The 13,386-nt window shown below is 61.9% G+C and carries 13 protein-coding genes; 8 read left to right on the top strand and 5 right to left on the bottom strand.

What is annotated here, in order from left to right; all coding sequences use genetic code 11:
* Positions 1-145: 145 nt before the first annotated feature.
* Positions 146-1,018: a 4-hydroxy-tetrahydrodipicolinate synthase gene (dapA, locus tag AQS8620_RS01685; RefSeq protein WP_085835080.1), complete on the top strand. Its 873-nt coding sequence runs from the start codon at positions 146-148 to the stop codon at positions 1,016-1,018.
* A 164-nt stretch (positions 1,019-1,182) separates the two neighbouring features.
* Here dapA and AQS8620_RS01680 read toward each other — a convergent pair whose 3' ends face one another.
* Positions 1,183-1,470, bottom strand: coding sequence for a hypothetical protein (locus AQS8620_RS01680; protein ID WP_085835079.1), 288 nt, complete (start codon positions 1,468-1,470; stop codon positions 1,183-1,185).
* 6 nt (positions 1,471-1,476) lie between these two features.
* On the opposite strand from AQS8620_RS01680, the gene smpB reads away from it, so the two are divergent.
* From smpB to AQS8620_RS01660, 4 genes are all read left to right on the top strand, one after another.
* A complete protein-coding gene (gene smpB / locus AQS8620_RS01675; RefSeq protein ID WP_085835078.1) occupies positions 1,477-1,956 on the top strand; it encodes an SsrA-binding protein SmpB in 480 nt (159 codons plus the stop codon).
* Between the two features lie 254 nt (positions 1,957-2,210).
* Positions 2,211-2,933, top strand: coding sequence for a MauE/DoxX family redox-associated membrane protein (locus tag AQS8620_RS01670; RefSeq protein WP_085835351.1), 723 nt, complete (start codon positions 2,211-2,213; stop codon positions 2,931-2,933).
* Between the two features lie 163 nt (positions 2,934-3,096).
* Positions 3,097-3,948 carry a 3-mercaptopyruvate sulfurtransferase gene (sseA, locus tag AQS8620_RS01665; RefSeq protein WP_085835077.1) on the top strand — a complete coding sequence of 284 codons (852 nt, stop codon included), beginning with the start codon at positions 3,097-3,099 and terminating at the stop codon, positions 3,946-3,948.
* Positions 3,949-3,950: 2 nt separating this feature from the next.
* Positions 3,951-5,135 carry an amino acid aminotransferase gene (locus tag AQS8620_RS01660; RefSeq protein WP_085835076.1) on the top strand — a complete coding sequence of 395 codons (1,185 nt, stop codon included), beginning with the start codon at positions 3,951-3,953 and terminating at the stop codon, positions 5,133-5,135.
* Positions 5,136-5,207: 72 nt separating this feature from the next.
* Here AQS8620_RS01660 and AQS8620_RS01655 read toward each other — a convergent pair whose 3' ends face one another.
* The 4 genes from AQS8620_RS01655 to AQS8620_RS01640 form a co-directional block, all read right to left on the bottom strand.
* Entirely contained in the window at positions 5,208-6,245 is a 1,038-nt protein-coding gene (locus AQS8620_RS01655; protein WP_085835075.1) for an LLM class flavin-dependent oxidoreductase, read from the bottom strand.
* Positions 6,246-6,329: 84 nt separating this feature from the next.
* Positions 6,330-7,562, bottom strand: coding sequence for a bifunctional folylpolyglutamate synthase/dihydrofolate synthase (locus AQS8620_RS01650; RefSeq protein ID WP_085835350.1), 1,233 nt, complete (start codon positions 7,560-7,562; stop codon positions 6,330-6,332).
* 44 nt (positions 7,563-7,606) lie between these two features.
* The gene (gene accD / locus AQS8620_RS01645) at positions 7,607-8,617 is read right to left on the bottom strand and encodes an acetyl-CoA carboxylase, carboxyltransferase subunit beta (RefSeq protein WP_085835074.1); all 1,011 of its coding nucleotides are present in this window, start codon (positions 8,615-8,617) and stop codon (positions 7,607-7,609) included.
* Positions 8,618-8,715: 98 nt separating this feature from the next.
* Positions 8,716-9,690 (bottom strand): CPBP family intramembrane glutamic endopeptidase, encoded by a 975-nt coding sequence (locus AQS8620_RS01640; RefSeq protein ID WP_085835073.1) that lies wholly within the window; start codon positions 9,688-9,690, stop codon positions 8,716-8,718.
* 280 nt (positions 9,691-9,970) lie between these two features.
* Here AQS8620_RS01640 and AQS8620_RS01635 point away from each other — a divergent pair, with 280 nt between their 5' ends.
* From AQS8620_RS01635 to AQS8620_RS01625, 3 genes are all read left to right on the top strand, one after another.
* Positions 9,971-10,744, top strand: a complete 774-nt coding sequence (locus AQS8620_RS01635; RefSeq protein WP_085835072.1) for a DUF6478 family protein — start codon at positions 9,971-9,973, stop codon at positions 10,742-10,744.
* Positions 10,745-10,782: 38 nt separating this feature from the next.
* Positions 10,783-11,169 (top strand): hypothetical protein, encoded by a 387-nt coding sequence (locus AQS8620_RS01630; protein WP_085835071.1) that lies wholly within the window; start codon positions 10,783-10,785, stop codon positions 11,167-11,169.
* A gap of 78 nt (positions 11,170-11,247) precedes the next feature.
* Positions 11,248-13,254 carry an oxidoreductase gene (locus AQS8620_RS01625; RefSeq protein ID WP_085835070.1) on the top strand — a complete coding sequence of 669 codons (2,007 nt, stop codon included), beginning with the start codon at positions 11,248-11,250 and terminating at the stop codon, positions 13,252-13,254.
* The last annotated feature ends 132 nt before the right edge of the window (positions 13,255-13,386 follow it).

The following is a 13,386-nucleotide window of genomic DNA, read 5'->3' as shown; positions in this document are numbered from 1 at the left end:
GGTCCCGAGGGGCTTATTTCTCCCCAGCGTAGCAAAGCAGCGCGCACCCGCAACACACATTCTTGGCAATCGCTGCATTCGCGGCTAGTTTCCGCCCGAATTCAAACCGGCGAGTCAGCCAAACAAGACGAAAAAGGAGCGCATCATGATCAATGGGTCCATTCCAGCCCTGGTGACGCCGTTTAAAAACGGTGAACTGGATCTCGATACGCTCAAGAAGCTGGTCGAGTGGCATATCGAACAGGGCACCAGCGGCCTTGTGCCTGTCGGGACGACCGGCGAAAGCCCCACGCTAAGCCACGACGAACACAAACTGGTCGTCGAGACAGTGGTCAAAGTCGTCGCGGGGCGCATTCCGGTGATTGCGGGCGCCGGGTCCAACAACACCGCCGAGGCGATGGGGTTGATGCAACATGCCCATTCGGTCGGCGCCGATGCCGCCCTCATCGTGACACCCTACTACAACAAGCCGACCCAAGCAGGGCTGATCGCGCATTTCACCGCGCTGCACGACTGCTGCGACCTGCCCATCGTGATTTACAACATCCCCGGCCGCTCAGTGGTCGACATGACGCCCGCGACCATGGGCACATTGGCCAAACTGCCGCGCATCATCGGCGTCAAGGATGCCACCGGCGATCTCAGCCGCGTGCCCCAGACCCGCATCACCTGCGGCACCGACTTCCTTCAGGTCTCGGGCGAAGATGCAACCGCGCTGGGGTTCAACGCCCATGGCGGAACGGGCTGTATTTCGGTCACTGCCAACGTGGCGCCCAAACTCTGCGCCCAGATGCAGGCCGCCTGTCTGGCAGGGGACTACAAAACCGCGCTGGATATCACCGACAAACTGATGCCGCTCCATATCGCCATTTTCGCAGAACCCGGCGTTTGCGGGGCGAAATATGCGATGTCGCTGTTGGGCCTGTGCTCGGATGAGGTGCGCCTGCCGCTCCTGCCGCTGGGCGACGCCACCAAGACCGCGATCAAATCGGCCATGGAACACGCAGGCCTGCTATAGGCCAAACCGCATAAATCACGATCAAGGGCGCGCCGCATACCGGCTGCGCCCTTTCTTTCGGACCAAACTACCCCGGGGTGAATTGGCCGAAGGCCAAGAGGGGCAGCGCCCCTAACCCTAAGCAAGAGGGGCAGTGCCCCTAACCCTGTGCCACCAGCGCGCAACTATTCCACAGATGCCCGTTGCCTCAACCGGACTTGGCGCATCATCTCGATCACCAGCCCGCGGATCATCCCGATATTGCGAAAGCCGTTGACGGCCATCATACCCGACAGAATGCGCCAATGCGCGGGCAAAATGATTTCGCCAGACCCCAGCGCGGTGAACGACATAAAGAAAAAATGCAGAGCTTCCTCCGGGGTCGCGCCGATTTCCCCTGTTCTTGAGGCCGCAATGGCAACGATTGCCGCCTGCGACCAGTGGACAGCAGCCCCAAGAAACCCTATTTGCATCTGACTATGGCCAAGAAACAGACACCCGAAGAGAAAAACTACAAGGTGATCGCCGAAAACCGGCGCGCCCGCTTTGACTATGCCATCGAAAGCGACATCGAATGCGGTGTCGTGCTGATGGGGTCGGAGGTAAAATCCATGCGCGTTGGCCAGACCAATATCGCCGACAGCTACGCAATGGTCGAAGAGGGCGAACTGTGGCTGACCAACGCCTATATTGCCCCCTACCAGCAGGCGATGTTTCCCCATGAAGAACGGCGCAAACGCAAGCTGATGGTGTCCAAACGCGAACTGTCGCGCCTTTGGCAAGCGCAGGGGCGCGAGGGCATGACGCTGGTGCCACTGGTGATGTATTTCAACCATAAAGGCCGCGTCAAAATCAAACTGGGTGTCGCCAAGGGCAAGAAGCTGCACGACAAACGCGCCTCGGATGCCGCGCGTGACTGGGGACGCCAAAAGCAGCGCCTGCTCAAAACCCACGATTGAACGCGCGCACAACAGCCCCCCCCGCTCACGGTTTCGCGTGGCCTGCGGGCACGGGGTTGCACAACGCCGGGGAAAGGCTACCTTGCCAGTCAGTTCCCCAGTAAAAGGCGCGCGCCATGGCCGATACCCCTCTTGATACCGCGACCCCCTCCGCCGCAGGCGAGGCCAAAACGGTTGCTCCTGACCAGACTGACACCACGACAGCCACGACCGGCACAACCGGAGCCTATCGCGGCAAAGCAGTGCTCTATCGCATGGTCTTTCCCGGACACATCTGCCCCTTTGGCCTGAAATCCAAGGATTTGCTGGAACACGAAGGCTATGAGGTCGAGGATCACCACCTCACCGACCGCGCGGCCACCGATGCCTTCAAGGCCGAACATGATGTCAAAACCACGCCCCTGACCTTTATTGATGGCACCAAAGTGGGCGGCTATGACGATCTGCGCCGCTTCTTTGGCAAAAAGGTACAGGACAAGGACGCCCCCAGCTATACGCCCGTCATCGCGATTTTTGCGATGGCGTTTTTCATCGCCCTCGCCATGACCATCGACACCGAGCGCGCCGTTTTCGTCGGTCGCCTGATCGAGCGTTTCTTTGCTGTGGCGATGGCCCTTCTTGCGGTGCAGAAGCTGCAAAATATCGAAACCTTTTCCACGATGTTTCTCAACTATGATGTGCTGGCGCGCAAACATGTGCGCTACGCCTATCTGTATCCCTTTCTCGAAGCGCTTGCGGCTGTGTTGATGATCGCGGGGATTTTGACGTGGATTTCCGCCCCCATTGCGCTGGTCATCGGCGGTGTCGGCGCCTGGTCCGTGTATCAGGCCGTCTATGTCGAAAAGCGTAGCCTGAAATGCGCCTGTGTCGGCGCTGGCACCAATGTGCCGCTCGGGCCCGTGTCGCTGGCCGAAAACCTGATCATGGTCGGCATGGGGCTGTGGATGCCCCTCAGGATGTATGTCTTCGGCCTCTAGCCCCTGCCTGCGCAGAGGGTGAATTTCTCCCAAAGCCCTCGGGGCGCAATTTTCTTAGCTCGGGGCCGCCTTTGCGCGGCCCTGTGGCTTGCATGGTTGGGGCTGTAGGTCTAAGAGCGGCAGGACACTTGTTTCCACCTCCCTTTGTCCCACAAGGCAGGTTATGCCCCATAGCGATCCGAAAACTCTCGTTACGACCGACTGGCTGGCCCAGCATCTCAAGAACCCCGATCTGCGGGTGATTGATGCCTCGTGGTATATGCCCGCCGACAAGCGCGACGCACAGGCGGAATATGCCGCTGGCCACATTCCCGGTGCCCGCTTTGTCGATATCGACGATCTCTCCGATCTGCGCTCCGATCTGCCCCATATGGCGCCCCCCGTTGAAAAATTCATGAGCCGGATGCGCGCCCTGGGCATCGGTGATGGCCATCAGGTCGTGATCTATGACGGTGCAGGCCTGTTCTCGGCGGCACGCATGTGGTGGATGTTCAAACTCTTTGGCCAGAACAATGTCGCCGTACTGGACGGCGGCTTGCCCAAATGGCTTGACGAAGAGCGCCCGATCACCACGGAACCGCCGGTGATCAAGGACCGCCATATGGTCCCCGAATTCCAGCCCGATCTGGTGCGCGACGTGACGCAGGTCGCCCGCGCGTCCAAGCTGGGCGATTACACCATCGTCGATGCGCGCGCCGGTGCCCGGTTTCGCGGCGACGTTCCCGAACCGCGCGCCGGACTGCGTTCGGGCCATATCCCCAACGCGCGCAACGTCCCCTATACCAACCTGCTGACCGCCGAGGGGACTTTACGCCCGGTCACTGAATTGCGCGGCATCTTCGAGCGTGCGGGCGTAGACCTTTCCAAGCCGGTGATCACCTCCTGCGGGTCGGGTGTGACAGCGGCAATCCTGAGCCTCGCGCTGGAACGCATCGGTGCGCAGCATTCCCTCTATGACGGAAGCTGGGCCGAATGGGGCATGTACGGCGACCTCAAGGTCGCGATTGGAGACTGAGAATGCTGACCAATCTCAAGCCGCAACCGGCTGACAAGATCCTCGCCCTCATGGGCCTCTACAAAGAAGACCCGCGCGACACCAAGATCGACCTTGGCGTGGGCGTCTACAAGGATGCCAGCGGCCACACGCCGATCATGCGCGCGGTCAAAGCCGCCGAGAAAAAGCTGTGGGAAGTCGAGGACAGCAAAAGCTACACAGGGCTTGCGGGCGATCCGGCCTATGGCACTGCGATGCGCGATCTGGTGCTGGCCGACAGCGTCAGCGCGGATCGTGTCGCTGCCGTAGCGACCCCCGGCGGCACCGGCGCAATCCGTCAGGCCTTTGAACTTGCGCGTATGGCCAACCCCGATGTGCGCGTCTGGGTGTCGAACCCGACATGGCCCAACCACGTGTCGATCCTGAACTTCATGGGCTTGCCCGTGCTGGAATACGCCTATTTCGACGCGGTGAACTGCGTCGTCGATTTCGACGCGATGATCGCCTCGCTGCAGGGGGTCAAAGCGGGCGATCTGGTGCTGCTGCACGGCTGCTGTCACAATCCCACGGGTGCGAATCTGACGCTGGAACAATTCGGCCAGGTCGCTGATCTGCTGCTCGAAAAAGGCGCAACCGCGCTGGTCGACATCGCCTACCAGGGCTTTGGGGACGGTCTGGACGACGATGCGGCAGCGACCCGCCTGCTCGCGTCCAAACTGCCCGAAATGCTGGTTGCGGCGTCCTGTTCCAAGAACTTCGGTATCTACCGCGAACGCGCGGGCGTGTTGATGGCGATTTCCGAAAAAGCCGAAACCACGCCGCTCGCCCAAGGGTCGATGAACTATCTCAACCGCCAGAACTTTTCTTTCCCCCCCGATCACGGCCCGCGTCTGGTGACGATGATCCTGACCGATCCCGCGCTGAAAGCCGACTGGATGGCGGAACTCGAAGAGGTGCGTCTGGGCATGCTTGGCCTGCGCGAGCAACTGGCCAAAGAGCTGCGCGAGCGGACCAATTCGGATCGCTTCGATTTCATCGCCCGTCACCGCGGCATGTTCTCGCGCATCGGGGCAAGCCCCGAGGAAGTGCTGGAGATGCGCGAGAAATTCGGGATTTACATGGTGGGCGACAGCCGCATGAACATCGCGGGCCTCAACTCAGTGACAGTGCCGATTTTGGCCCAGGCGATTGCCACCACCTGCAAATAAGCACCTGATAAAATAGCAAAAAGGGCGCCCCTCGAGGCGCCCTTTTCGTTAGGTATCGGCTTGGGCGCGCCCTCAGGCGTCTTGTTTGGCCATCATCTCGCGCACACGGGGGATGACCTCCTCGCCGTAGAGTTTGATGTGGTCGAGGATATGATCCACCTCCATCGGGCCGGCGGAATATTTAAGCTGGAAACGCGATGCGCCGAGCACTTTGAGGGTCGCGGCGATCTTGGTCGCAACGGTCGTGGGCGACCCGACGTAGAGCGAGCCATGCGCAATTTCCTGATCGAACTGCGCACGGGTTTGCCGCGGCCAGCCGCGCTGCTTGCCGATCAGATCGTGCATCTCGCAATAGGGCGCGAAATAACGTTCCTGCGCCTCTTTGTCGCTCATCGCCACATGGCCCATCGAATGCACGCCAATCGGCAGCACCGCTTGATCCATGCTTTCATGGGCTTCGCGGTAGAGCTGGGCATAGGGGCGAAAGCGTGCGGGATTGCCGCCAATGATCGCCATCAGCATCGGCATGTTGAACGTCGCCGCGCGCACCACCGAGTCCGGCGAGCCGCCGACTCCGATCCAGGTGCGCAGGGGCTTTTCGGGCTGCGGCCAGATGCCTTGCTTTTTCAGCGGCGGGCGGATCGACCCGGACCAGGACACGGTATCGGACGCCAGAAGCTTGGCAAAAAGGTCCAGTTTTTCCTCGAACAGCTTTTCATAATCGCTGAGGTCAAAGCCGAACAGCGGGAAGCTTTCGGTAAAGGACCCGCGCCCAAGGATAATTTCCGCACGATTGTCCGACAGCGCCGCCAGCGTGGCAAAGCGCTGGAACAGGCGAATGGGGTCGTCCGAGGACAGCACCGTCACCGCCGAACCGAACCGCAGCCGCGTGGTCTGGGCCGCAATCGCGCCCAGGATCGGTTCGATCGCTGAAACCGCGTAATCGGCGCGGTGGTGTTCGCCAAGCCCGAGGAAATCGACGCCTGACACATCGGCCAGTTTGGCTTCCTCGACCAGATCGCGCAGCACCTGCGCATGGGAATTGGGTTTGCCGTCGCGCACCGTGATATCCCCGAAAGTGTCGAGGCCAAGTTCGATAGGATGGGTCATCTGCTTCTCCAAAAGAGGTTGAGGCAGATATAGGCGCGAGCGCGCACAAACGATACCCGCATGGGCGCACAGTCTCTGTGAGGTCTAGCCGTTCTCGCGCAAAACGCTGCCCGCCAGATAGAGCGAGCCACAGATCAACACCCGCGCATGGGGGTCCTGCGCCACAATGGTGTCGAGCGCGGCCTGCACGCCAAGGGCCTCAACCGCAGACAGTCCCACCTCGCGCGCCACTTGGGCGGTGGCACTTGCGGGCAGCGTGTTCGCCTCATCCGGGATCGAAACCGCGTGCAGCGACCTCGCAACACCCGCAAGCGGGCGCAGGTATCCGGCAATATCCTTGGTGTTGAGCATGCCGCAAATCAGATGCGTGGGGCGCGCGGGCAAACGGCCCAGCGCCTCGGCGAGCGCAAGGCCCGCCGCCGGATTATGCCCGCCATCCAGCCAGATTTCAGCCTCAGGCGCAGAGGAAACCAGAGGCCCGTGGCGCAAGCGCTGCATCCGCGCGGGCCATTCGGCTTTACTAAGCGCCGCTTCGCAAGCGGCCTCATCCGCGCCCAGATGGCGCAAAACAGCCAAGGCAGCACCGGCGTTTTGCACCTGATGCTTGCCGATCAGCTTGGGCAGCGGAAGGTCGAGCAACCCGCGCTCGTCCTGATAGACCAAGCGCCCCGCTTCCTCCCAGACATGCCACTGTTGGCCATAGGCAAGGAGGGGCGCGAAATTGCGCGCCGCGGTGTGTTCAATGACCTCAAGCGCGGCATCGGCCTGAGGACCGACCACGACCGGAATGCGTGGTTTGATGATCCCCGCCTTCTCGGCGGCAATCTTTTCAATCGTATCGCCGAGGAACTGTGTGTGGTCGATAGACACAGGGGTAATCACGCTGATCTGTGGCGTGACCACATTCGTGGCGTCCAGCCGTCCGCCCAGCCCTACTTCCAGCAGGGTGAAATCGGCGGGCACCCGCGAAAAGGCCAGCAGTGCCGCGACAGTCGTTATCTCGAAATAGGTGATCGGCTCGCCGCCGTTGGCTACCTCGCATTCCTCAAGCACCGCCGTCAGCGCCTCTTCGGAAATCAGATCCCCCGCCAGCCGGATGCGTTCGTTGAAATAGGCCAGATGCGGCGAGGTGTAGGCGTGGACGGATTTGCCTATCGCCTCAAGCCCCGCGCGGATCATCGCCTGCGTCGAGCCCTTGCCATTCGTGCCCGCGATGTGGATCACCGGCGGCAGCTTGGCTTGCGGATTTTCGAGCGCCTCCAGCAAGCGCCAGACGCGATCCAGCACAAGGTCGATGACCTTCGGGTGCAGCGCCATCAACCGCGCAAGCACGACATCCGAACGCACGCCTGTCGAAAGGCTCACTTTTTCGCAGCCGCTGCAGCGACAGGTTTTGCGCTCTTTTGGCTGTCGGCCACCGCGCCCTTGGGGGCCGCCGTCGCGGGGGTTTTGCTGACGGGTGCCTCTTCGACGAACTCCGTGTCGAGACCGGCGGGCGGCGGCAATTCACCCGCGACGGCGGGGGGCAGGCCGCCGAGCATCCGCAAGATGGTCACCAGCTCGTCCTTCATTTTGCGCCGGTCCGTGACGCGGTCGAGCATCCCGTGATCCAGCAGATATTCCGCGCGCTGGAACCCTTCGGGCAATTTCTCGCGGATCGTCTGTTCGATCACGCGCGGGCCTGCAAAGCAGATCAGGGCATTGGGTTCGGCGATCTGCACATCGCCAAGCATCGCATAGGACGCGGTAACGCCGCCCGTGGTCGGATGGGTGAGAACGACAACATAGGGCAGATTCGCCTCGCGCAGCATCTCGATCGCCACGGTCGTGCGCGGCATCTGCATGAGGGACAAAATGCCCTCCTGCATCCGCGCGCCACCCGCCGCCGAGAACATCACAAAGGGGCATTTCTTGGCAATCGCGCGCTCGACACCGGCGATAAACGCGTTGCCCACATACATGCCCATCGACCCCGCCATAAAGGAAAAATCCTGCGCGGCGGCCACGATAGACGTGCGCCCGATTTCGCCCTCGGCCACCAGCATGGCTTCTTTTTCGCCCGTCGCCTTTTGCGCAGCACGCATGCGGTCGGGGTATTTTTTCTGATCGCGAAACTGCAGCGGATCGCTGATCGGATCCTTGACCTTCACCTCGGTGAAAATGCCGCCGTCAAACAGCGCCGCAAATCGGTCGCGCGGCGTGATGTTCATGTGATGGTCGCAATTGGAGCAGACCTGCTGGTTTTCGGACAATTCACGGTGGAACAGCATGGTCCCGCATTCGGGGCATTTCGTCCAAAGATTGTCCGGCACATCGCTGCGCTTGAAGATCGAGTTGATCGTCGGACGGACGTAGTTCGAAATCCAGTTCATCGGCGGCCCCGCTTGGCGTGAGTTTGGCAAGTGTTTTTCTGAGGTCTCATTTAAAAGAGCTGCTGTCGGAATGCAATCGACCGCAGCAAAAGAGGCACCTAGCGGCGCAAAGCCACACGCGCCGCCAACCACATCACCCCCAGCATGGCGATCTCGACCCCCAAAAGGGTCGGCTCAAGCACCAGACCGGATTTATCGAAAGGGTATAGTCGCAGCGCGAGGCCAGACAAATCACCCTGCAAACCCACCACGAGCAACGGCCCGAGATTATTGACAAAATGAACGCCGATGGCAGGGCCCAGATTGCCCGCCCGCGCCACCAAATCCCCGGCGACGATGCCATAGACAAAGGCCCATAAGACGCCGAACACATTGGCCTGTGGCGTGGCGGTAAAATCAAGATGCCCAAGCGCAAACAGCGCCGATGGCCCAGCCAGCCACACAACGACAGGCAGGCCGCGCGCGGCCAGACGGGTCTGGAGATACCCGCGAAAAAACACTTCCTCGGCAGAGGTCTGGATGAAAACCGCCAGCAACGAGAGCGGCAACAGCGCCAGCCACAAGCGCGGCGCAAGGCCGGCGATGCTGGTCTCCCCCTCTCCCGAGCTGCCGGTGGACGACACGGTCGGCAAAACCGCCGACAAAACCGCGATCACCACATAAAGCCCCAGCACCCATACCACCGTGCGGCGCAGATCGACACGCAACGCAGGCAGCGGCCCAAGCAACCCCGCAACGGGCATCCGGTGCAGGACGCGCGTGATCGCGGCGGTCGCCAGCGTCAGCCCCGCAAAGCCAAAGAGCACGACAAGCAATCCCCCCGGCGTTCGCCCCAACTCTGGCCCCTCAAGGCCAAGCTGCAGCGGCGCAAAGATCGGCCCCAAGATCGCGGCGGCGCCCAGCCATACGGCGTTGAACACCATGTAGAGCACGAAACTTGCCACCACCCCGACGACCAGCCGCCACAGGGCGTTGCGCGGCCGCGCAGCCTGCAGCATCGCGCCGTAGGCCGCGTAGGCGCGCGGCAGGTCGGGGGCAAATCGCTTGGAAGTTGGCCTGGGGTACCCTGTCATACGCGGACCCTAGCGAGGATGCCGCGCGCCTGCAATTGGGCAGGTCGCGCCAGTTCCGTTCAGGCAGGCGTCGGCTAAAAACGGTGCAACCCGCCCATAACGCAGCGATTTTGCGCTGGTGGCGTTGCATCCTGCCGCGGCGCGGTAAATACTTGAAGCAGTGAAACGATTGTTTCCGTCTGCGATCCAGTTTAAGGATTTCGCAAAGTTTGTTGAATTTTAAGGTTTCAAGCGCACCCTGCCCTGAAACGTAAGCCGAAAGTGCAGACAGGGACATCCTATGGCGTCACGCATCGGTAAAAATCTTCGCACGCGCGCTCTGAAACGTGCGACGCAGCGCTGGTCCACCCTTGCGGATGACGCGCCGACAATGCGCATGTCGATGTTGCGCCAGCTGCGCAATCGCGCACGCGCCTTGCGCCACCAGCTGGACCGGTTTCTCTTTGCTGCCGACGCGCGGCTGACCCTGCCGATGATCGGCCCCAATGCCATTCAAACGCCGCTGCACACCGACTGGAGCTATCGCCCCGAAGTCTGGCGCGGCCCGCTTGCCCAGCAGGGCCTGGTCGCGGTGCGCTCGCGCTCCCAACTGGGTGAAGAGGTCGTCCTGCACCACGATTGCAAAATTTCCGAACTGACCCTGCGCCAGATCAGAAACACGCGCGAGGATGACCTTGCGCCCTTCGGCTTGCGGCTGGACGTGTTTCGCTTTGACGGATCGTTTCTGGCCCTCTCGATCGAATTGCCGGTGGATGCGGTCGAAGGTCTGCAACGGCGTCACATTTTGCGCCTGTCTTGCGTTGCAGAAATGGAAAAGCCGCTGGAAATCTTTGCGCGGCTCAACATTCGCCACGGCCCCAATACCGAACAGGTGGTGCGCGAATTGCCCCTCTCGGAGGACGAAGTCTGGGTCGAATTCGATCTGGCCTACACCAAGTTGAACGAAAAACGCGTCGAGCGCATGTGGGTCGAATTGATTCTCGAAGGGGCCGAGATGAACCAGATCGTGCTGCGTGACATCACCCTCTCGCGCCGCCCGCGCGCTGAACTTTAACCGCCCGCCCCTCTCGCCCGCTTGCAAGGAAACCCGCCATGGCCGATGTCACCCTGACCCAACTGCGCATCACCGCCGGAATCTGGGAAGGCGTGCTTGTGGTCCCCGAAGACGTGGACCAGATGCCCGAAATCGAGGTCACGCATCTTGAGCACAAGGTGCATGAAACCCAGCTGACCCGCGATGACGAACAGGAGGGCCACTGGCTGTTGCGCGTGGCAATCCCGCCCGACCTGATCGCGGACGGGTTGCAAACCTTTGTCATTTCCGACCGCAACACCGGCAGAAAACTGTCGAGCTTTGCCATTCTCGCAGGGGCGCCTCTGGCCGAGGACTTGCGCGCAGAAATCGATCTGTTGCGGGCGGAACTGGACCTTTTGAAACGCGCCTTTCGCCGTCACTGCGTGGAAACCGGCGCGAACTAACGCCACGTTGCGGGTGACAGAGCCAATGGGCTTGGGCATCCTTCCCTCACGTCTGGGAGGACAGTCTGGGAGGACACGATGACCCGCTATCCGCATATGCTTGCCCCGCTCGATCTGGGGTTTACGACCCTGCGCAACCGCGTTCTCATGGGGTCGATGCACACGGGGCTGGAGGAGCGCGGCGACTGGAACGCGGTCGCGGCCTTTTACGCGGCCCGTGCGCGGGGCGGCGTGGGGTTGATCGTGACGGGCGGCATGGCCCCGAACCCCGAGGGCGGCGTGTTCCCCGGCGCGGCGGGGCTTTACACCGATACCGACATTGCCAACCATCGCCACGTCACCGACGCGGTGCATGAGGCGGGCGGCAAGATCGCGATGCAAATCCTCAACGCAGGCCGCTATGCCTATTCCAAAGACTGCGTGGCCCCCTCGCCGATCCGCTCACCGATTTCCCCCTTTGCCCCGCGCGAACTGGACGCTGCGGGCATCGAGAAACAGATCGCCGATTACGCCACCGCCGCAAGGCGCGCACGCGAAGCAGGCTATGATGGCGTCGAAATCATGGGCTCGGAGGGCTATCTGATCAACCAGTTCCTCTGCGCGCACACCAACCAGCGCGAAGACGACTGGGGCGGCAGTTTCGAGAACCGGATGCGCTTTGCGCTTGAGGTCATGCGCCGGACACGCGCCGCTGTGGGCGCGGATTTTATCGTGATCTTCCGCATCTCGCTGATCGATCTGGTCCCGGAAGGATCGAACTGGGACGAGGTTGCCACCCTCGCGCGCGCCCTTGAGGCGGCAGGGGCCACTATTTTGAACTCGGGCATCGGATGGCACGAGGCCCGTGTGCCCACCATCGCGACCTCGGTGCCGCGCGCGGCGTTTTCCTGGCTGACGGAGCGGCTGCGGCGCGAAGTCTCGATCCCCGTCATCACCTCCAACCGCATAAACGCCCCCGACGTGGCCGAAGACCTTCTGGCGCGCGGCGTGGCGGATATGGTGTCCATGGCCCGCCCCTTTCTCGCCGATCCCGATTTCGTCGCCAAGGCCGCGGCCGACCGCGCGCAGGATATCGCGCCCTGCATCGCCTGCAACCAAGCCTGCCTGGATCACACGTTTTCGGGCAAGCTGACCTCCTGCCTCGTCAATCCACGCGCCTGTCACGAAACCGAACTGGTGATCGAAGCGGCACAAACGCCCAAAACCGTTGCCGTCGTCGGCGCGGGGCCTGCGGGGCTGTCCTGCGCGATCACCGCTGCCGGGCGCGGCCATACCGTTACGCTTTTTGATCGCAGCGATGTCATCGGCGGGCAATTGAACCTCGCGCGCCGCATTCCCGGCAAAGAAGAATTCAACGGTCTGGTTGCCTGGTTCGCCGCGCAGGTGGCGGCAAGCGGCGTCACCCTGCGGCTCAACACCGATGTGGACGCACAGATGCTTGCCGGTTTCGACGCGGTGATCGTGGCCACGGGCGTCACGCCGCGCGACCCCGAAATCGAAGGCCAAAGCAGCCCGCAGGTCCTGTCCTATATCGAGGTGCTGCAAGGCGCGCCGGTCGGCCCGCGCGTCGCCATCGTCGGCGCGGGTGGCATCGGCTTTGACGTTGCGGAATTCCTCACGACGGATGAAAGCCCCACCGAGGACCTCGCAGCCTGGAAAGCCGAATGGGGCGTGGGCGATCCCATCGCAACGCGCGGTGGTCTTGCCAAACCTGCGCCCGATGCCCCGACACGCCAGGTCACCCTGCTGCAACGCAAAGCTCAAAAGCCCGGCAAGACGCTTGGCAAAACCACTGGCTGGATTCACCGCGCCACGCTGGCGATGAAAGAGGTCAAGATGCTGGGCGGCGCAACCTATGAACGCGTCACGGAGGAGGGTCTTTGGATTCGCCGCGACGGGCAGCCCGAGCTGATCGAAGCCGACACGATTGTCCTATGCGCCGGACAGGTGTCGCGACGCGGCCTTGCCGACAGTTTGGAAACACTCGATATCCCCTGCCATGTGATTGGTGGGGCCGATGTCGCCGGAGAACTGGACGCAAAACGTGCCATAGACCAGGGCACACGCCTGGCGGCCACCTTGTAACCCGCTGAGTTTACGTTCTTAAAACACATCACATCTATGAAGTGCGGTGAGACGACAGGCGCCAACACCTGTTTCCCCGCCGCAAACGATCCGCCATAAAATCACGGTATTGTCCGCCGCGCGCCGCGTTCC

Origin of the sequence: Aquimixticola soesokkakensis (assembly GCF_900172375.1) — a bacterium.
In the GTDB taxonomy this organism is placed as follows: domain Bacteria; phylum Pseudomonadota; class Alphaproteobacteria; order Rhodobacterales; family Rhodobacteraceae; genus Aquimixticola; species Aquimixticola soesokkakensis.
This window is presented reverse-complemented; position numbering and strand designations above follow the sequence as displayed.